19 protein-coding genes are annotated in these 19,625 nt (G+C 69.9%); 15 read left to right on the top strand and 4 right to left on the bottom strand.

The features are described from left to right. Positions 1-170: 170 nt before the first annotated feature. The 4 genes from CcI156_RS05830 to CcI156_RS05815 form a co-directional block, all read right to left on the bottom strand. Positions 171-1,751 (bottom strand): glycosyltransferase 87 family protein, encoded by a 1,581-nt coding sequence (locus CcI156_RS05830; protein ID WP_076804657.1) that lies wholly within the window; start codon positions 1,749-1,751, stop codon positions 171-173. 25 nt (positions 1,752-1,776) lie between these two features. Next, the gene (locus CcI156_RS05825; RefSeq protein WP_023840773.1) at positions 1,777-3,078 is read right to left on the bottom strand and encodes a DUF445 domain-containing protein; all 1,302 of its coding nucleotides are present in this window, start codon (positions 3,076-3,078) and stop codon (positions 1,777-1,779) included. Positions 3,079-3,251: 173 nt separating this feature from the next. Further along, positions 3,252-3,554, bottom strand: coding sequence for a DUF6343 family protein (locus tag CcI156_RS05820; protein ID WP_083718320.1), 303 nt, complete (start codon positions 3,552-3,554; stop codon positions 3,252-3,254). Positions 3,555-3,680: 126 nt separating this feature from the next. After that, positions 3,681-4,454, bottom strand: coding sequence for an enoyl-CoA hydratase-related protein (locus tag CcI156_RS05815; RefSeq protein WP_011437248.1), 774 nt, complete (start codon positions 4,452-4,454; stop codon positions 3,681-3,683). 1,034 nt (positions 4,455-5,488) lie between these two features. Here CcI156_RS05815 and CcI156_RS05810 point away from each other — a divergent pair. The 15 genes from CcI156_RS05810 (at position 5,489) to CcI156_RS05740 (ending at position 19,624) form a co-directional block, all read left to right on the top strand. After that, complete coding sequence (locus CcI156_RS05810; RefSeq protein WP_371681765.1) at positions 5,489-8,476, top strand: nitrate- and nitrite sensing domain-containing protein; 2,988 nt, start codon at positions 5,489-5,491, stop codon at positions 8,474-8,476. Then, positions 8,476-8,895, top strand: a complete 420-nt coding sequence (locus CcI156_RS05805; protein ID WP_076804651.1) for a roadblock/LC7 domain-containing protein — start codon at positions 8,476-8,478, stop codon at positions 8,893-8,895. Before CcI156_RS05810 ends, CcI156_RS05805 begins: the two co-directional genes overlap by 1 nt. 108 nt (positions 8,896-9,003) lie before the next feature. Then, positions 9,004-9,375 (top strand): DUF742 domain-containing protein, encoded by a 372-nt coding sequence (locus CcI156_RS05800; protein WP_076804648.1) that lies wholly within the window; start codon positions 9,004-9,006, stop codon positions 9,373-9,375. Continuing rightward, positions 9,356-9,976 (top strand): ATP/GTP-binding protein, encoded by a 621-nt coding sequence (locus CcI156_RS05795; protein WP_076804647.1) that lies wholly within the window; start codon positions 9,356-9,358, stop codon positions 9,974-9,976. The genes CcI156_RS05800 and CcI156_RS05795 overlap by 20 nt, the downstream gene beginning before the upstream one ends. Before the next feature lie 101 nt (positions 9,977-10,077). Then, complete coding sequence (locus CcI156_RS05790) at positions 10,078-11,073, top strand: LuxR C-terminal-related transcriptional regulator (protein WP_023840772.1); 996 nt, start codon at positions 10,078-10,080, stop codon at positions 11,071-11,073. Positions 11,074-11,792: 719 nt separating this feature from the next. After that, positions 11,793-12,101, top strand: coding sequence for a TcmI family type II polyketide cyclase (locus tag CcI156_RS26605; protein ID WP_049761097.1), 309 nt, complete (start codon positions 11,793-11,795; stop codon positions 12,099-12,101). 180 nt (positions 12,102-12,281) lie between these two features. Continuing rightward, positions 12,282-12,539 (top strand): acyl carrier protein, encoded by a 258-nt coding sequence (locus CcI156_RS05780; protein WP_076804645.1) that lies wholly within the window; start codon positions 12,282-12,284, stop codon positions 12,537-12,539. Positions 12,540-12,590: 51 nt separating this feature from the next. After that, entirely contained in the window at positions 12,591-13,079 is a 489-nt protein-coding gene (locus tag CcI156_RS05775) for an SRPBCC family protein (RefSeq protein WP_076804643.1), read from the top strand. 59 nt (positions 13,080-13,138) lie between these two features. Continuing rightward, positions 13,139-13,564 carry a cupin domain-containing protein gene (locus CcI156_RS05770; RefSeq protein ID WP_082456678.1) on the top strand — a complete coding sequence of 142 codons (426 nt, stop codon included), beginning with the start codon at positions 13,139-13,141 and terminating at the stop codon, positions 13,562-13,564. Next, complete coding sequence (locus CcI156_RS05765; RefSeq protein WP_063578334.1) at positions 13,561-14,862, top strand: beta-ketoacyl synthase; 1,302 nt, start codon at positions 13,561-13,563, stop codon at positions 14,860-14,862. Before CcI156_RS05770 ends, CcI156_RS05765 begins: the two co-directional genes overlap by 4 nt. Further along, positions 14,859-16,160, top strand: coding sequence for a beta-ketoacyl synthase N-terminal-like domain-containing protein (locus CcI156_RS05760; RefSeq protein ID WP_076804642.1), 1,302 nt, complete (start codon positions 14,859-14,861; stop codon positions 16,158-16,160). The genes CcI156_RS05765 and CcI156_RS05760 overlap by 4 nt, the downstream gene beginning before the upstream one ends. Before the next feature lie 154 nt (positions 16,161-16,314). Continuing rightward, positions 16,315-17,052, top strand: coding sequence for an SDR family NAD(P)-dependent oxidoreductase (locus CcI156_RS05755; protein ID WP_076804641.1), 738 nt, complete (start codon positions 16,315-16,317; stop codon positions 17,050-17,052). Beyond that, the gene (locus CcI156_RS05750) at positions 17,052-17,393 is read left to right on the top strand and encodes an antibiotic biosynthesis monooxygenase (RefSeq protein ID WP_076804639.1); all 342 of its coding nucleotides are present in this window, start codon (positions 17,052-17,054) and stop codon (positions 17,391-17,393) included. The genes CcI156_RS05755 and CcI156_RS05750 overlap by 1 nt, the downstream gene beginning before the upstream one ends. 29 nt (positions 17,394-17,422) lie before the next feature. Then, complete coding sequence (locus CcI156_RS05745; protein ID WP_051623809.1) at positions 17,423-17,740, top strand: antibiotic biosynthesis monooxygenase; 318 nt, start codon at positions 17,423-17,425, stop codon at positions 17,738-17,740. A gap of 606 nt (positions 17,741-18,346) precedes the next feature. Continuing rightward, the gene (locus CcI156_RS05740) at positions 18,347-19,624 is read left to right on the top strand and encodes a hypothetical protein (protein ID WP_011437233.1); all 1,278 of its coding nucleotides are present in this window, start codon (positions 18,347-18,349) and stop codon (positions 19,622-19,624) included. Position 19,625 lies beyond the last annotated feature (1 nt).

Raw genomic sequence — 19,625 nt, 5'->3', positions numbered from 1 at the left:
CCGGACCCACCGGCGGGTCATCCCCGCTAGGGCGCTCGCACCGACCTCGCACACCCGACCGTTCGGCCGGGCGCGGACGGCCTTGCAAGCCGTCGTTCTGTTCAAGGTACATCGCCGTTCCGCCACGCGGAGTGTGAGAGACGCCGATCCTGCGGCTGTACGTCTCGGGCTCACCCGCTGGTTCGTCCCGGGTTGCTCTTTCGGGCGAGCGGGTCGCCGGCCGCGGTGCGCAGTCCCCGGTCGCGGGCGGTGACGTGCCCGGCCCAGGCCACCAGGGTGACGACGCCGACGAGTGTCCCGTAAGCACCCACCACCCGCCCGGCCGCGCTGTGCCCCGCCGCGAGATTCACCACCGCGTCACCGAGCCCGAACACGACCGCGAGCCCGAGCCCGACCGCGAGCCTGAGCCTGGCGGGCGTCGCAGCCCGCCCGCCCGCCGCCGCGACGGTCCGTCGCCGGGTGGCCGACGGCCGCGACGTCCGACCGGCGTGCAGCGAGCTCAGCACGAGTGGCCCGAGGATCGCCGTGACAGCCAGCAGCTCCATGGTGGTGCTGCGGTGGGGCGTCACGAGGAACCAGGAGCTCACGGCGAACGCGGCGGTCGGACCGGGGGAGACCGGCCCCACGCACGTGGGTGGTTCCACCGGAGTGCCCGATCCCGCGGCGGTGCCCGGTCTCACCGGAGTGCCCGATCCCACGGCGGGGTCCGGCCCGATGGGGGCACCGGATCCGAMCCGGCAGCCCGGTCCGACCCCGGCGTCCGCGAGGCTTGGACGAGGCGCGCTGAGTACGAGCAGCGGTGCGACCAGCAGGAGAAGGTAGTGGCTCCACACGATCGGGGAGGCGAGGATCGCGGCGGCGACGGCACCGGCGAACAGCAGCCGTTCGTCGTGGCCCCGCCGGGTGGCCGCCCAGCAGACCGCGAGGACGGCCAGGGCGCAGAGCCGGGCGATCGACGCGGCGGCCTCCATCGCGACACCGATGTTGACAAGCAGGCCGGTGAGGCTGAGCCCGTTCGGGGCCTCCGCCCGGGCGAGCGCGTCCAGCATGCCGACGTAGGTCGCTGTTCCCACCGGGCTGAGCAGCTCACCGGCCAGGAACAGGGCGCCGAGACCGGCGAGGGCCACCATCCAGGCCCGCAACCGGCGGGCGAGCAGCAGCCAGAGCAGCAGCGGCGCGAGAAACAGCTTGCTGTAGACGAGCAACGCGACGACGCCGCCACAGGTCCAGGGCCGGTCGCGTCGTTGCCAGGCCAGTGCCAGCCCCGCGAACAGCAACGCGTTGAGGGTGCCCATCTGCAGCCCGATGATGGTGCACGACGGGGCGATGACCAGCGCGTACACCCGCCAGTCCCGGGCGCCGGCGAGGTGGGTCCCGCCGAGCAGGGCGAGCACGGATCCCGCGACGAAGATGTCGTCCGCATGTGCCAGGCAGGACAGCGGCGCGAACGGCATCGCCGTGAGGTAGGGGTAGACGAACGCGAAGCCGGAGTACACCGCACCCGTGCCGGGGGCGGGATAGGGATCGAGCCCGTGCCGCACGGCCGCGCCGGCCCGCAGGAAGACGTCGACGTCGTAGTGGCCGATCCGGGTGATCAGTCCGAACCAGACCAGCATGATCAGTCCGACGACCGGCAGGGTGGGCCGACCGGGTGGCGTCGGCCATGACAGTCCCCGGACGAGCTGTCGGTTATCCGGGCCGGGCCGGCTCCCACGCTCGTCGCCACGGCGATCGTCCTCGTTGCCCCGCATGCTTCCCTCAGCTCCACCCGTTGCGTCAGAAGGCGAGTTCGGTGACCAGGTGGATGATCAGTCCCACGAGGGCGCCGACGACGGTGCCGTTAATCCGGATGAACTGCAGGTCGCGACCGACGTGCAGCTCGATGCGCCGGGAGGCCTCGTCGGGCTGCCAGCGGCCGACAGTATCTCCGATGACCGCGGCGATGTCGTCCTTGTGCCGGCACACCACGCGGGTGGCCGCGTTCGCCACGGTGTGGTCGACGGTGCGCGCCAGCTCCGGATCGGTGGCGAGCTGGGCGCCGAAGGCCGCGAGTTCGTCGGTCGCGCGGACCCGGGCCGTGCTGCCCGGATCGGAGGCAAGATCGAGCAGGATGCTCTTCGCCGTGGCCCACATGGCGGAGATCACCCGGTCGACCTCGGGATGGGCCAGGAGCCGGTACTTGATCTGCTCGACCTGCCGTCCCAGCGCCTCGTCGGTGCGCAGCCGGCCGGCGAAGCCGCGCAGGAACGCGTCCAGGGCGCGGCGTGCCCGGTGCTCGGGGTCGGTGCGCAGCGCCTCGGTGAAGCGCAGCGCCTCGCTGTACGCCTTGGCCGCGACCGCCTCGTCCAGCCACTTCGGAGACCAGCTTGGTGCCCGCTCCTGCACGGTGCGGGCGAAGACCTCCGGGTTCTGCTTCAACCACGTCTCGGCCTCGGTGACGATCACGTCGACCAGTCGATGGTGCAGCCGGTCCTCGACCACCCGTTCCAGCGCCATTCCGAGAGCCCCGGCCCAGGGCCGTTCGACGACGCGGGGCAGCACCGCCTTCTCGACGAGTTCGCGGACCAGGTCGTCGTTCATCCCGGAGAGCACCGCGATGAACCGCTCCGCCGCCTCGGTCGTGACCCGTTCGGCGTGCGACGGCTGGCGCAGCCAGGCACCGACCCGGGCGGACACTCCGATGCCGTCGATCTTCTCCCGGATCACGTCCTCGGCGAGGAAGTGGGTGCCGACGAAGTTCTCCAGACTCCGACCAAGCGCGTCCTTACGTCGAGGAATGATCGCCGTGTGCGGGATCGGGAGGCCGAGTGGGTGGCGAAACAGYGCGGTCACCGCGAACCAGTCGGCCAGTGCGCCGACCGCGCCCGCCTCGGTGGCCGCGGCCACGTACCCGATCCACCCCGGGCCACCGTGGGCCTGCCAGCGGGCGGCGAGGAGGTAGATCGTCACCACCGCGGCAAGCAGGCTGCCGGCGATGAGCCGCATCCGGCGAAGCCCGCGGCGCAGGCCCACCTCGTCGGTGGTGCCGCGCGCGAAGCCAGCCGACACCGGCCCGGAGACGCCCTCCGGATCGTTCATCGCCGCCCGTTCGGTCGGCAGCCCGTCCCGCCGCCCACTGAGATCCTCCTGCTCGTTCCGCCAGCCGGATCGGCGCGGACCGACCAGGCTGGCGGGCGAGCCTGGCGGTGCCGGACGCGGCGATCCTCGGCCACCTTATGCGGGAGCACCGCCCATCCGGACCGGCGTGGGGATCATTCGGTCTGGCGCCGGATCCGTTGCTGGATGACGACCAGATCGACGATGGYGACGAGGGCGAGAAAGGCGAGGAAGGCGGCGCCGGCTGTCTGCCCCCGGACGGCGAAGAAACCGGCGAAGACCCCGCAGAACACCAGGCCGAACGCAGCGAGGACGCGGCGTAGCCCGAATGCGCTGTGAGCCGGGGGGAACCCCCCCGGACCGGAGGAGCCGCAGGAGAAGGCGCGGCGCCACCAAGGCCGGTGCCCGAGGGCACTACCCCGGTCGCGTTGGTGCGGCAGGGAATGGGTCACAGACACCGGTATGCCCCGCCCGGACGGGGCGAACCGGTCGCCCTCGTCGCCGTTGCGGGGATGGTCCTCCCGGATCGCACGGACGGCATCGAGCGGGCGGACACCGACGTCGGTCAGCCCTCGGGTGGTCGGTCAACCCTCGGCTGCCGACGTGCCGTGGCGGCCCGGCAGCCTGGCGGTCATCGCGGATCTCGCCTCGTCGCTGACGAGGCGCTCGGTGAAGATCGAGCTTTCGACGTCGATGCGCGCCAACACCTCCGGTGTCCCGCCGTCGTGCAGCAGGGCGCGAGCTGCCGCGAGCGCCTGCGGCGGCTGGGCCAGCAGCGCCGCCACCCGGTCGTCGACCCGGGCGCGTAGCGCTTCGGCGTCGGGAAGTACCTCGGTCACCACCCCCAGTCGGGCGGCCTCGGCCGCTCCGAGGGACTCGCCGAAGTAGACGAGGCGGGCAGCGATGGCTGGTCCGACCCGGCGGGGTAGCAGGAGGGTCGACCCGAACTCGGGGATCACCCCCAGGTTGACGAACGGCATCCCGAGAGTGCTGCGCTCGGTCGCGTAGACCAGGTCGCAGTGCAGCAGCAGCGTGGTCCCGATGCCCATCGCGGGCCCGTCGACCTCGGCGACGAGAAGTTTCGTGCTGCGGGCCAGCGTCCGGATGAAGGTCAGCGTCGGACCCTCCGCCCGGAGGGCGTCGGCGGCCAGAAAGTCGACCAGATCGTTGCCGGCGGTGAAGGATCCGCCGCTGCCGGTCAGCCGGATGACCCGGATCTCCGGGTCGGTCTCGGCCTTGTCGAACGCCTCCGCGAGGGCGAGGTACATCGCCTGGGTGAGGGCGTTGCGTTTCTCCGGGCGGTTGATCCGTACCGTCAGCGCGCCCTGGCCGGGTTCGCTCTCGATCTGGCTGCTCATCCGTGTCTCCTCACCGGTCCGTCGGGTTCCCTGGCCCGGCCGTGCTCCCGACCCGGCCGTGCCCGGGGGCGTCAACCGTGCCCGGGGGCGTCAACCGTGCTCAGGGGCACAGTGCCACCGGCTGGCCTCGGGTGAAAGTAGTTGTGCCACCTCCGCCGCTTCCGTGACCTCCGCCGCTTCCGCCAGCCGGGGCCTCGCTCGGCKATTAGCGCAGCAGTTCAGCAGTTCAGCAGCAGCTCATTGGACGGGAGTTGATGGGGAGGTCTGTCGTGGAGTTGTTGTGGAGTGATTGAAGCTTCGGCGGACCGGGTAGGGCCTGATCGGCAATCGTCGACGCCTGATCGGCAATCGTCGACGGGGGTGACTGCTGGGGCGGGGTGACCCAGTTCCCGTCGCCAGGTGTCTGCAATGTCTACAACGTCTGCAATGTCCACAATGGAACCACTCTTCATGATCTGGCAAGAGGTGGGAGCTGCGGCCCGGGCGGGGGTCGGGTGGGCTGCGAGGGTGTGATCTGTGTGGCCTCGGATCGTGCGATGTGCTTCCAGCAACATGCCAACATGTGATGTGTTTGCGTTGTCGAGCGCGGTGCGACCGGTTGATCGGAGCCTTCGTGGCCGCGGAGGATCTGCGCCGGTTGGCGTCGACTGCTGCCCGTCAGTGCTAGTTCATGCGCATCGTCGTTGTTTGGTCCGGGCTGCGCTCATGTAATTCGGGGCGGGTTCTGGTTGCGCGTTGCGCGCCCGCGAATGTTCGTCACCCGGTGCTACCTCGCCATCCTTTTGCGTTGAAGGCGGGTGCCCCCAGTCGGGCTAGTTCTTCACCCGCTACAGTTGTCCGCGCCCCCGGAACATTCACCCGATGTCCGGACCGCCTACTCCAATGCGCTGGCCCGGTGTTGTCGTCTGTGGTCTTCCGGTGACATGTCCCGATGGAACTCGACTACTCACCCCCGCACACGAGGCACTCGACTCCCGGGTGCCGGACGAGAGGACCGGATGCTCCAGAATTGGCCCATCCGCTCGWAGCTAGTGGTGATTCTCGTCGTCCCCCTGGCTGCGCTCGCGGTACTGAGCGCGATACAGGTGCGGGGGAACGTCGACAACGTGCGGGTCGCCAACCGCATCAAGGCACTCGCCGACTTCTCGATCAAAAGCAACGAGCTGGTCCAGGCCCTGCAGGTCGAGCGGTACGCCACGAACTCCTATGTCGGTTCCAACTACATGGCCGTCGCTCAGGAGCAGGCGGCGCTCGCCGCCCGCGGCCCGGTGGACAAGGCCCTGGCCGTCTATCGGGYCGGTGAGGCGGCGCTGCCCGCGGCGGGTCGTGACACCCTGGCGACCACGCTCGCGTCGATCTCGGAACGCCTCGGCAAGCTCTCTGCGCAGCGCAAGGCGATCGACGCGCACCAGGCGCAGGTGGACCAGAACATTGCTTTCTACTCGGGTGCCGTGGACGATCTCCTCGCCCTCAACGCCCAGGTGGCGGCCGGAAGCCGCAACACCTCGCTGGTCAACGGTGCCACCACACTGGTGAGTATCGCGCAGGCCAAGGAACAGGTCGCCCACCAGCGCGGCGCCGTCGTCCGCGTGATCCTCCTCCAGCAGACGGATGCGGCCACGCTGCGGGAGATCCAGACCAGGAGCGGGGCGGAGGACGCCTGGCTGGCCCAGTTCCGCACCACGGCCACGGCGGAYGAGCAGGAGTTCTACAACGTGACGGTCGGCCGGACGATCTCGGCCGCCGCGACATTGCGTGACGGCACGGTCAACGCCGTGCAGAACGGCCAGCCGCTGACCGTTACCCCGCAGATCTGGCTGGAGGCCTCCGACGCGAAGATCAATGCGATGCGGCAGGTCGAACGCCGGATCGCGGCCGACCTCGCAACGACCAGCGCGAAGATCGCCAGTTCGGCCACCCGCGACGCGCTCCTCAGCGGTATCGGCGTGGCGCTGGTGCTCGTGGTGTCGGTGGTGATTTCTCTCCTGGTGGCGAGCCCGATGATCCGGGACCTACGCCGACTGCGCCGCGGCGCCCTCGAAGTCGCGAACGAGCGGCTGCCCGGGGTCGTCGACCGTCTGCACCGCGGGTCGCCGGTGGACGTGGCCGAGGAGGAATTCCCGGTCGAGGTCCGGAGCAAGGACGAGATCGGTCAGCTCGCCGAGGCGTTTGGCACCGTGCACGCGGTGGCCGTGCGGACCGCGGTGGAGCAGGCCGCGATGCGCAAGAGCATCGGGGACACGTTCCTCAACCTCGCCCGCCGCAGCCAGGCACTCATTCACCGCCAGCTCAAGGTGATCGACGCCCTGGAGCGCAAGGAGACCGACCCGGACGAGCTGGAGGAGCTCTTCCGTCTCGACCACCTCGCCACCCGCATGCGCCGGCACGCCGAGGACCTCATCGTGCTGTCCGGCTCCAAGCCGGCCCGTGGTTGGCGCCGGCCCGTCCCGGTCAAGGACGTCGTCCGTGGCGCCGTCGCCGAGGTGGAGGACTACACCCGGGTGCAGGTGATGTCGATCGACGGAGGGGCCATCAGCGGTCACGCCGTCGGTGACGTCATCCACAYGCTCGCCGAGCTGATCGAGAACGCCACCTCCTTCTCTCCGCCCCACACGCCGGTGCATGTCTCCGGGCACGAGGTGTCGAACGGCTTCGTGATCGAGATCGAGGACCGCGGGCTGGGCATGAGTCCGGAGGAGTTCGACGCCGTGAACGAGCGGCTGGCCAACCCGCCTCCCTTCGACCTGTCGACCAGCGAGCGTCTCGGCCTGTTCGTCGTCGGTCGGCTCGCCGAGCGGCATTCCATCTCGGTGAAGCTGCGGTCCTCGCCGTACGGCGGCACGATGGCGATCGTCCTGGTGCCGACCACGCTGCTGCGGCAGGTCGACACCGACGGGGAGGCCCGGCCGGAGCCCGCGCAGATCGCCCCGCCGCTCCCCATGACGCGGGTTCCGGCTCTCGACGGCCCGGCCATCGACGAGGACCGGTTCCGTGGGTCGCTGGTGGACGCGGACGGCAACCTCGCCGGTCCCCCCGCGCGCTCCGAGGACGCGGCCGCGGCTGCGCACGGTCAGGACGAGACGCTCATCGACGATCTGCCGGTCTTCGCCACGGTGCGATCGAGCTGGTTCGTCGCCGACCGCCCGCGGCACCGTTCCAACGGCAGGCCTTCGGACGCTCCGCCGCGTCCCTCGACCCCGCRCTCCGACCCGGACGGCGGGTCGGGCGGGAAGCCCGGCTCCCGCGACTTCGGTGACCCCCCGCCGCTGCCGTCGCGCCGTTCGCGTGGCGGCCGCAGGGCCGTGGGGGACCAGCCCCACCCCGCCGTCCCGGACCATCCCCAGACGCCCGGGTCGGACGACCCCGGCGGTCCGCCGGCCCGTCCGGGACAGGACACATCTTTCCGGGATGAACCCTTCCGGGAGGAGCCCTTCCGGGATGGCCCCTTCCAGGACGGACGGGACGTCCCCGGTCCGGGTGGCCACGACGGTGCGCCCGGCTCCGAGTATGGCGGCGACGGCGGACCCGGCAGCCGTGTCACCTCGCTGTTCGGTGACAGCCCCATGGCCAGGGAGCGGTCGCGCGGTGGTGAGCCCGGCTCCGCCGACCCGCGGGAGGCCACCCGAACCGATCCGTTCACCTCACCGCTGGGCCGGCCGGTGGGACGCTCCGAGGGATTCCAGCGCGAGGACACCCCCGCCATGGGCCAGACGGTCGTCCCCCTCGGACGCCCGGCGCCTTCGGCCCGTTCGGACGAGCCCGCTGACCCGGCCGGGCCCGGCGCGGACGGCCAGCTGCCCGTCGATTTCACCGAGGTGGGCCTGCCCAAGCGCACCCGGCGGGCCAGTCTCGCGCCACAGCTTCGTCGGGACACTCCCGAGGAGCGTTCCGGAATACTCGCCGCGCAACGGAGCCCGGAAGAGATCCGCAACATGATGTCGTCCTTCCAGAACAACTTTGGTCGTGGTCTGGCGGACGGCCAGGTTTCGAACGACGGTGACGATGTAGGAAAGGTGACCTGATGCGTCCGCTGGGGCCGTCCGAGAACATGAGCTGGTTGCTCAACAACCTCGTCAAGAAGGTGCCCGAAGTCACCTATGTGATTGCGCTTTCCTCTGACGGGTTGTTGCTCGCCACCTCGTACGGGATGGACCGGGCGACCGCCGACCAACTGGSCGCGGTGGCCTCCGGATTCAACAGCCTGGCGCGCGGCGCGGGTCGTTTCTTCGGGGGTGGAAACGTCCGGCAGACCATTGTCGAGATGGACGAGGGATTCCTGTTCGTCACCGCGGTCGKGGATGGATCGTGCCTRGCCATTCTCAGCAGCCCCGGCGCGGACATCGGTCTCATCGCCTACGAGATGGCGCTGCTGGTGACCCGGGTCGGCGAGTTTCTCACCCCGGAACTCCGGGCTCAGATGCAGTCCGCGCTGCCACTCTGACATCGGCCCGGCGATCGGGTGGGGGTCCGATCGGTTGGTGGGTCAGCCGGTCACCCCCTGCCATCACCGACCGGATGACAGCAGAATTCTCAAGGCAGGAGGACCGGTATGTCGCGCGATGATGAATGGTTCGACGAAGAGGCTGGTCCGGTCGTCCGCCCCTACGCTGTCACCGGGGGCCGGACACGGCCGACGAACCAGACGTTGGAGCTGGTCGCGTTGGTGACCACCACGCCCAACGGCCGGCTGATGATGCGGACGCTGGAGCATGAGCAGCGCGCCATCGCGCTGCTCTKCCAACGCGTGCAGTCGATCGTGGAGATCTCCGCTCGGCTGAATCTTCCGGTCGGGGTCGCGCGGGTCCTCGTCGGCGACATGCTCGACGCCGGCCTGGTGACCGTGACCCGACCGGCCCGACCCTCCGACCGCCCTTCCATTGCCCTCATCGAAAAGGTGCTCGATGGACTACAGGCCCTCTAGAACGGGGTCGCCGGAAACGGCGCCGCCGCATCCGGTAAAAATCATCATCGCCGGCGGGTTCGGAGTCGGAAAGACGACGTTCGTCGGTTCGGTGAGCGAGATTCAGCCCCTCACCACGGAGGCCGCGATGACGGCCGCAAGCATAGGGATCGACGACACCAGCGCGGTCGGTTCGAAGACGACAACCACGGTCGCGATGGACTTCGGTCGGATCACGCTTCTCGACAGCATTATTCTCTACCTTTTCGGCACCMCGGGCCAGGACCGGTTCTGGTTCATGTGGGATGAGCTCGTCCTCGGCGCGATMGGCGCGGTGGTCCTGGTGGACACGCGGCGGCTGGCCGACTCCTTTCCGGCCATCGACTACTTCGAGGAGCGCGACATCCCGTTCCTCATCGCGCTGAACCGGTTCGACGGTGCGCGGGAGTACCGGGTGGAGGACGTCCGGGCGGCGTTGGACCTCGATCCGCGCCGTCCGGTGGTGTTCTGCGACGCCCGGCAGCGGGAGTCGGTCCGGCAGTCCCTGGTGTCGCTGGTCCGCCACGCCCTCGACGTGGTGTCCGCGGAGTCCCGGCCGGGCCTGCCCCAGYGGTCGGGGTGAGCGGCCGCGTCGGTCCGGTGGGCRCGGCTGGTCCGGTGGGCACGGCTGGTCCGGTCGGCGTCCGTCGKCCACGTCCCGATCCTGCTCCGAGGAAGGGGAAGGTGCTCGATCTTTTCGGTATCGATGAGGTCACCCTGGCCGCCTATCGGCTGTGGCTGTGCCACGAGGTCCTGAGCGTGCCCGAGGTGGCGGAGATGCTCGGCGAGCCGCTGGTCGCCGCGGGGCGGGCGCGTGATCGTCTGGTCGAGCTGGGTCTGCTGCTGCCCTCGCGCGAACGGGCCGGTCACTACGTCGCGGTGCATCCCGAAGCCGGGCTCGACCACCTGCTCCAGGCGCAGCACGAGCAGCTGATCCGTCGCCATGAGCGGCTGCTCCTGGCCCGGGCGCAGATCAGCTCCTTCGTCTCGGACTACCTGGAGAGCCGTCCCGGCGGGGACACCGCCGAGGTAAGGCGGATAGACAGTGCCGACCAGGCCCGTGCGGAGCTGCTCGCGATCGTCGGGCGAGCCGAGCGGGAGGTGCTCGCGCTGCATACCCGGCGCGAGTGGTCCTCGACCCTGACTCGCGAGGTGATGCCGGTCGAACTGCGTGCGTTGCGGCGTGGTGTGGTGATGCGCAGCGTCCTGCCCCGGTCGGTGCGCCTGGACGAGCTCGGCGCCGGTTATGTGCGGACCGTGGCGGCGCATGGCCTGGACGCCCGGATGATCGACGATCCCCGGCTGGACGCCACCGCGGTCGACGGGCGGATCGGCCTGGTCCGACTGGGCCGGGGGTTCGCGACCGGCCAGACCCTGCTCGTGCGCACCCCGGAGCTGACCGCCCTGCTGCTCACCCTGTTCGAACAGGTCTGGGAGGCCGCCGAACCGCTGAGCGGCGAGGCGATGGCCGCTCCCGGGGACGGTGACGACGCGCCGAACGACACCGAACGGCTGCTGCTGCGTCTGCTCAGCCTCGGCATGAAGGACGAGGCGGCCGCGCGCCATCTGGGCGTCTCCGTCCGCACCGTGCGCCGCATGATCGCCGATCTGATGGCACGGTTGAACGCCCGTAGCCGATTCCAGGCGGGTAGCCTCGCCGCGCAACGCGGCTGGTTCTGAGCGGCTGGTTCTGAGTAGCCGGCTCTGGATGTAGCCGGCTCTGGATGTAGCCGGCTCTGGATGTAGCCGGCTCTGGATGTAGCCGGCTCTGGATGTAGCCGGCTCTGGATGTAGCCGGCTCTGGGTAGCACCATACCCGACCAGGCCGAGGCCGAGCGCGGACGACGTGGTTCCCACGAGATCGAGATCCCGGTTCTCCTCCGGTGGCGTGTCGACCACCCCCGGGCACCGGGAAGCCCGCTCGCGATGGTTGTAGCCGCGTTGTGCTCTCCGTGTGCACTGGTTGGCATTTGACTGCCAGGGCAACTTGCTGCCAGGGGAAATCCAGGACAGCCGCGCCGCGTGGCCCCATGCTCTCGATGAGTCAAAGAAGCCGACTGCTTTAGAAAGGCTGGCTGCTTCAGAAGGGCTGTCGGGTGGGAAGCGGTGGTCGCGCACCGGTCACTCCCGGCCGGCTCCATGCTCGTCGGCGGATTCCCCTGCCACCTGTAACGCGTCGCAAGGTGYCGGGGCCGGTCCGTCATGGCCGGTCCGCCTGACTGCCCATGCACACGGTACCCGTGCTTGCCATGCACACGGTACCCGTGCTTGCCTGGGGTCAAACACGCGCTTCCCAAGAACATGTCGAGGAGATTCTTGTGCCCTCAGTCACCGGTCCCTCAGTCACCGGTCCGCAGAACCCCGCCACGCCGTCCGGAGGTCAGTCACAYCGGACTCTCATCGTGGCCAGGATGAACCCTGCCGACGCTCCCGCCATCGCGGCGACCTTCGCCGAGTCCGATGCCGGAGAACTACCCGGAATCGTGGGTGTGACCAGGCGTGACCTGTTTCACTTCCATGGCCTTTACTTTCATCTTATCGAGGCTCCGACTAACGTCAGGAACACCGTCGAGAACGTCCATGAGCATCCGCTGTTCGTCGACGTGAGCAAAAAGCTCGGGAAATACGTCTCCGCCTACGACCCGGAGACCTGGCGCACCCCCGGGGACGCGATGGCACAGAGTTTCTACTCGTGGACGGCCGGCTGAGCCCCCGGTGCGCCACCGGGCTCCTGATACACGGCCGGGCTCCTGTACACCGCCAGAGCACCGGGCCCGCCGGCTGTGGCCGCGACCGGTCATCAGCGACCGCGTCCTAGATCCCGCCCACCGGTACGCCCAGTTTTTCATGTGAACCCCGAAACCCGAAAATGAAAAAGGGAGTACGACATGCCCCGGCAATGGTCGGCCGATGCCCTGCTCGACTTCCTGGTCGAGCAGGCCGGTCTGCCCTCGGACGAGCGGCCGACGGACCTGGATGTGACCTTCATCGACATCGGCCTCGACTCGCTCGCCTACCTCCAGCTCTCGGCGGAGGTGRCCGGGACCTTCGGGGTGGACCTCCCGGCCGAGCTGCCGGAGAGCTGGACCCTCGCCGAGATCCTGGCCACGGTRAACACGGCTCTCGGCCAGCGCGAGACGGTCTGAATCCGCCGTTAGTTCCCACGCCCCATACCTTCCAGGCCGACCGGAGCCGACGTGAGCGGGCACACTGACAACTYGATTTTCATCGATGCCGACATTGAAACCGTCTGGACCATCACCAACGATCTGAAGTCCTGGCCTGACCTCTTTACCGAATACGCCTCGGTAGAGATTCTTGAGCACCATGAGAACACCTTCAAGTTTCGCCTGACCATGCATCCCGACGAGAACGGGACGGCGTGGAGTTGGGTGTCCGAGCGGACGCTCGACCCGGCCACCCGGCAGGTGCGCGCGTACCGCGTCGAGACCGGTCCGTTCGAGTACATGCACATCCACTGGAGCTACACGCCGGAGGGCACCGGCACCCRCATGCGCTGGGTGCAGGACTTCCATATGCGCCCGTCGGCGCCGGTGAACGACGAGCAGATGACCAACCGCATCAACGCCAACACCGCCCGCGAGATGTCGGTGATCCGGGAGAAGGTCGAGCGGGCCGCCGCCGAGCTGCCCCCGGTCTCCATCGCGCTGCCGGAACAAGTCTGAGGAGAACGAGACCGGTGACTTCCGTGACAGCGATTCCGAAGGTTCTCTGCATTCACGACATGACCCCAAACCGTCGGCGCGGCGGTGACGTCCGCACGCTGCTTTCACCGGCGACCGTGGGCTCGACCTCGGGCTTTTTCGGCACCTTGACCCTCCAGCCGGGTGAGGTGGTGACCGAACACCTGCATCCCTACTCGGAGGAGTTCCTCTACTGCGTGCGCGGCATTGTGACCGCCCGACTGGACGGTCAGTACCAGGACCTGCCGGCCGACCACGGGGTGTGCATCCCGATCGGGATGCGCCACCGCGTCGTCAACACCGGTGAGGAGACCGCCTTCCTCGTCTTTCACCTCAGCCCGCTGGCACCCCGGCCCGACCTCGGTCATGTCGACACCGAGGTACCGCTCGACCCGGATGCCCCGCACGTCCCGGTCGCCCCGTCGGCGCCCACCGTCGACTCCCTGCCCCACGGGTCCGGACAGTGAGCGGACCAAGACGGACGGCGGTCACCGGGATCGGGGTGGTCGCCCCCGGTGGGGTCAACCGCAAGGAGTTCTGGACCCTGCTAACCGACGGCCGTACCGCGACGCGGCGACTGTCGTTCTTCGACCCGACCCAGTTCCGTTCCCAGGTGGCCGCCGAGTGCGACTTCGACCCGGCGGCGGCCGGCCTGACCGCCCGGGAGATCGCGCGTAACGACCGGTTCGCGCAGTTCGCCTTGGCCGCGGCGTTGGAGGCGGTGGAGGACAGCGGCCTGGACCTGCGGGGCGGCGGGGACGGTTCCGGGGACGGCGGGGACGGTTCCGGGGACGGCCCGATCGTTGGCGTCAGCATCGGCAGTGCGGTGGGCGCGACCACCCGCCTGGAGAACGAGTACGTCGAGGTCTCCGACAGCGGGCGGGACTGGGAGGTTGATCCCCGGTACGCCAGCTCGTTCCTCTACCACGCGATGGTGCCGAGCTGCCTGGCCACCGAACTGGCCTGCCGGTTCGGCGCGCACGGCCCAGCCTTCGTGGTCTCCACCGGCTGCACCTCGGGCATCGACGCGGTCGGCTACGGCCATCAGCTCATCGTCGACGGCGAGGCCGACATCGTCATCGCCGGTGCCTCCGACGCGCCGATCTCCCCGATCTCGATGGCGTCCTTCGACGCGATCCGCGCGACGACAGCCCGCAACGACGACCCCGAACACGCCTCCCGTCCCTTCGACGCCAGCCGGGACGGCTTCGTGATGGGGGAGGGCTGCGCCGTACTCATCCTGGAGGAGCTCACCGCCGCCCGGTCGCGCGGTGCGCACATCTACTGCGAGGTGGGTGGGTACGCCTCGCGCTCGAACGCGTTCCACATGACCGGACTGCGCCCCGACGGGGTCGAGATGGCCGAGGCGATCCGGGTCGCGATGGACGCGGCGCGGGTCGGGGCCGACGACATCGACTACATCAACGCGCACGGATCGGGCACCAAGCAGAACGATCGGCACGAGACGGCCGCCTTCAAGCGTTCGCTGGGACAGCGGGCGTATGACATCCCGGTCAGCTCGATCAAGTCGATGATCGGGCACTCGCTGGGCGCGATCGGGTCGATCGAGATCGCCGCCYGCGCCCTGGCGATCGAGAACGACGTCATCCCCCCCACCGCCAACTGGACCACCCGCGACCCCGAGTGCGATCTCGACTACGTCCCGAACATCGCCCGGGACCACACTGTCGACGTGGCCCTGTCGGTCGGCAGCGGTTTCGGTGGCTTCCAGTCGGCGATCGTCCTCGCCGCCCCGACGCGATGAACGCCGCCGTGGAGGCCTCCGTCGCGACGGCCGCGGGACCCGCGTACCGGGACGGTTCGCCGCAGGCCCCGGTCCGGCCGGTCGTCACCGGTCTCGGCGTCCTCGCGCCCAGCGGCATCGGGACGGAGGAGTACTGGGCATCAACTCTGCGCGGCGAGCTGAAGATCGCGCCGATCAGCCGGTTCGACACCACCTGGTACGACGCCACCCTTGCCGGCGAGGTCGCCGGTTTCGCGGTCGAGGATTACGTCGACAAGCGGTACATCGTCCAGACCGATCGGTGGACCTGGTTCGGGATGGCCGCGTCGCGCCTCGCCATGACCGATGCGCGCTACGACCCCGCCGCGCACGATCCGTATGCGACCTCGGTGGTGTTCGGCAGCGGGTCGGGCGGTGTMGACATCGGGCAGCGCGAGCTGGGACGGCTGTGGACCCGGGGCCGCACCGCGGTGAGCGTCTATCAGTCGATCGCCTGGTTCTACGCGGCGACGACCGGGCAGACCTCGATCCGGTATGGTCTGAAGGGGCCGTCGGGGGTCCTGGTCAGTGACGGTGCCGGCGGAATCGACAGCCTGGCCCAGGCCCGGCGGATTATCCGCCGCGRCACGCCGACGGTGCTCGCCGGGGGGGCCGAGGCGAGCCTGACGCCTTATGCGATTGCCGGCCATCTGTCCGGTGGCCGGGTCAGCACCGCGACCGTCGCGGCGGACGGCTACAAGCCGTTCGACGTTCGGGCGAACGGTTACCTGCCCGGTGAGGGTGGCGCGACGCTCGTGCTCGAGGATCCGGCCGCCGCCGCCGCCCGGGGAGCCCCGCACGTCTACGGCGAGATCGCCGGCTACGCCGCGACGCACGACGCCGCCCACCACGAACGCCCCGCCCCGGACGCGCGCTGGCTCGCCACCGCGATGCGCCGGGCCCTGCGCGACGCCAGCCTCACCCCGGACGACGTCGATGTCGTCTTCGCGGACGGCGCTGGTTCACCGGACCTCGACGCCCAGGAGGCGGCGGCGATCCGCACGGTCTTCGGGGCCCGGACGGTCCCGGTGACGGCGCCGCAGGGCTTCGTCGGCCGGCTCCTCGCCGGCGGCTCGGCGTTGACGGTAGCCGCGGCGTTGCTGTCCATCCGGGACGGGGTCATCCCGGCGGTGGGCAACCTCGACACCCCCGATCCGGCCCATGGGCTCGACCTCGTGCGCACGCCCCGGCGTGTACCCGTGCGGGTGGCGCTGGTGAACGCCCGCGGCTACGGCGGTTTCAACAGCAGCCTCGTGGTTCGCGCCGTCGGTCCTTGCTGAGGAGGACGTACCCACCCGTATCGCCTGCCCGTATCGCCTGCCCCCGCTCACCAGCCGAACCTCACCAGCCGAACCTCACCAGCCGAACCTCACCAGCCGAACCTCACCAGCCGAACCTCACCAGCCGACACCTTGACACAGGAGACAGTCAGCGATGTTCCCAGACCTGGCCGGGCGACGCGCCCTGGTTACCGGCGGTACCCGCGGCATCGGACGGGCCGTGGTGCTCGGCCTCGCCCGAGCCGGAGCGACGGTCGTTGCCGGCCACCAGCGCCAGACCGAGGAGGYCGAGAGCCTGCGCCGCGAGCTCAAGGACACCGGCGGCGACCATCTGCTCGTCCAGGCCGACGTCGCCGATCYGGGCCAGATCACCGAGCTCGTCGAGGCCACCGGCACCCACCTGGGCGGCCTCGACATCGTCGTGAACAACGTCGGCACGATCAGCCACATCCCCTACGCGCAGCTGCCCCTGGACGAGTGGACGCAGGTGCTGACCACCAACCTCACCGCCACTCACCTCGTCACGCAGGGCGCGTTGTCGTTGCTGGGGGACTCCGGTTCKGTGATCAATATCGGATCCGGCTCCGGGGTGGTCGGTCTGCCGCTGCGGGCCCACTACACCGCGGCGAAGACCGGCCTGATCGGACTGACCCGCTCGCTGTCCAAGGAGCTCGGTGTCCGCGGCATCCGGGTGAACCTGGTCTCCCCGGGAGTCATCGAGACCCACCATGCCGARGGCATCGACCCGGCCGTCAAGGCGGCCTACACCAACCGCATCCCGCTGGGACGCATCGGGACGGCCGAGGAGGTCGCCGCGGTCGTCCTGTTCCTGGCCAGCGACGTGTCGTCCTACGTCAACGGCGCCACCTTTGCCGTGGACGGAGGCATCTGATGACCTCGACCCCGCCTTTTCGGATCATGCTGACAATGCGGATCCACCCCGGTCGGGAGGCCGAGTTCGAGCAGACCTGGCTGCGGATCGGCGACGCGGTCACCTCGCACCCGGCGAACCTCGGGCAGTGGCTGATCCGCTCGGAGGAGGAGCCGAGCACGTACTACATCGTCAGTGACTGGGTTGACGAGGAGCAGTTTCGCGAGTTCGAGCACAGCGAGYGTCACCTGGTGCACCGCAAGGCGCTGCACCCGCTGCGCGCCAGTGCCTCGATGGTCACCGGTACCGTCGTCGCCCAGTTGGCCGGCGCGGCCTCCCTGACCGTTCCGGCGGGAAGCTGACCGTGGCCGGTCCGGCGAAGGTTCGGGTCATGCTGTGGGCGGTCGACCCGCCCGACGATCCCGGCGCGGTGGAGCGGGCTTACCACGAGATCAGCTCCAAGCTGGTCGGCACGCCTGGCCTGCTCGGTAACACGCTGCACCGGTCGGCGGCGGACCCGTCCCGGTTCGCGGTGGTCAGCGTCTGGGCGAGTATGGCCGAGTTCAACGTGTGGGAACAGGGGGCGGACCACCGCGGGACGACCTCACCGCTGCGTCCCCTGCAGGATCCGCAGCGCCCTCCAATGATCGACATCGAGGTCGCCGCGTACGGCCCGGACGGGCCCTTCGGCGACGATCCCCCGGACTGATCAGCGGGTCCTCCGGCTCCGCTACCCGGGGACAGGTAGCCGGGCTCCAGTGGCCGGGGACCGATCGCCGCCGCGGCTGTGCCGGGGGCAGCCCCACCGCCCGAACGGGCGGTGGGGCTGACGCACGTGGAGCACGAAGAACGTCTTCCGGATGATCTACGGATATCATGGTGGGCGTGGACGAGTCATCCCGCCGGCCCATCCACCATCCAGTCTCTCGACGCCAAGACGATCATCCTATCGGAGCGTCGCTACGATCGTTTGACCCCGCCCTCTTTGACAGGGCGGGGTCGTTTCGCGACGACACCCTCTAGTTCGGCGGCGCCGGCTGCCAAGATCTCCTGGATCGCCCCCACCGGCTCCTCCGACGGGCTCAGGTCTCTCCGGCCGGTCAGGCCTGCCAGCATGGCCCGCTGTTCGAAGCGGGGCGGCCCGGTCGTCTGGTGTCCTCTTCGCCCGCTTCGACCAGGTGTCCGATGATGCCGCTGAGTGCCGGTTCTGCGCCGAGGTGTAGAAATGCGCGGTCTGCCCAGGACAGTCCCGGGGCGTACTCCTCGGCCGTGAAGGCGGTGGCGCGGGTGCCCCGGGCTCGGAATCGGGGGGGTTATGCCGGACTCATCCGCTCTTGATGTCCTGATCGGGCTCGCGTTGCTCTTTGCCGCGTTCAGCCTCGCAGTCTCCCGGATCAACGAGGCCGTGCTCGCTCTGTTCCGCTACCGGGGGCGCCAGCTGGAGGCCGAGCTGCGACGGCTGCTCGGCGGTGACCGGCCCGCCGAACCGTCCGATCCGGGGGCGGACCCGCCCGCGGATCGGACGGACCTCGTCGCCGAACTGTTAGACGGGCCGCTTCGGGCCATGCGTGCCACTGGCCGCGACACCTCCCTGCCGGCCATGGACGACCATCCGCCGGTTTCCGGTACCTGGGCCTCGGTGCGCCGCGCGCACACACTGCGGTTGCCGTCCTACCTGCCGTCCACCGCCTTCGCTCGGGCGCTGCTGGACCGGGTCGACCCGCCCGCCCGGGCCCTGCTGTCCCAGCTCCGCCCGGACACCCTGCCTGACCACGTCCCCGACGAGGCCAGGGCCGCDTACCGGCGGGCCTACGACGGTGCCCGGCATGCCCTCGGGGAGAGGTCCGCCCAGGCCCTGTACGACGCGATGCCTGTGGATCACCCCACCGGGCGGGTCGTGGCCGCCGCGCTCGTCGCCGCCACCAGGGCCGGAGCCGTGGGAACGATGGAGGACGGGCTCGCCGCGATGCCCCCCTCCCCGGCGAAGACCGCKATGACCACAGCGATAGTCCAGGCCGGCGGGGACCGCGAGAAGGTCGTCATCGAGCTGGCCCGGTGGTACGACGACGCGATGGATCGCCTGTCCGGGTGGTACAAGCGGCGCATCGCCGTCTTCCTGCTCGGCTACGCGGTCCTGCTGTCCGTCCTGTTCAACCTCGACGCGATCGGGCTCGCACGGGCGTTCTGGCAGGACGGCACCGTGCGGCAGGCGGCCGTGACCGCGGCCCAGGCCGAGGTGGGCTCATCCGGCGAGGCGGCCGGGAGCTCCGCCGGGAGTTTCGCCGGGGATCCCGCCTCCGGCACCCGCCTCACCTCCGACCAGCCCATGGTGGGGGACGCCACGGAACAGGTGATCAAGACGGTGCGCGAGGCCTCGGGGCTCGCCTTCCCGATCGGCTGGGTCCACAACTCCGCGGGCCGCGACGACCCACGGGAGGTTCCCGACTCCGTCGAGGGGTGGCTCCTGAAAATCGCCGGCATCGCGATCGCCTGCTTCGCGCTCACCGCCGGCGCCCCCTTCTGGTTCGACCTGCTCGGCAGACTGGTGAACATGCGCGCCACCGGCCCCAAACCCCGGGCCGCCAACGGATAGA

The sequence above is a fragment of the Frankia sp. CcI156 genome (assembly GCF_001983015.1).
Lineage (GTDB): Bacteria > Actinomycetota > Actinomycetes > Frankiales > Frankiaceae > Frankia > Frankia casuarinae.
This window is presented reverse-complemented; position numbering and strand designations above follow the sequence as displayed.

Bases quoted from the DNA above. Each gene is read 5' to 3' on its own strand.
- CcI156_RS05815 (WP_011437248.1), bottom strand. From the start codon at position 4,454: ATGAGCAGCCAGATCGAGAGCGAACCCGGCCAGGGCGCGCTGACGGTA.
- CcI156_RS05770 (WP_082456678.1), top strand. From the start codon at position 13,139: ATGACCCCAAACCGTCGGCGCGGCGGTGACGTCCGCACGCTGCTTTCA.
- CcI156_RS05745 (WP_051623809.1), top strand. From the start codon at position 17,423: ATGCTGTGGGCGGTCGACCCGCCCGACGATCCCGGCGCGGTGGAGCGG.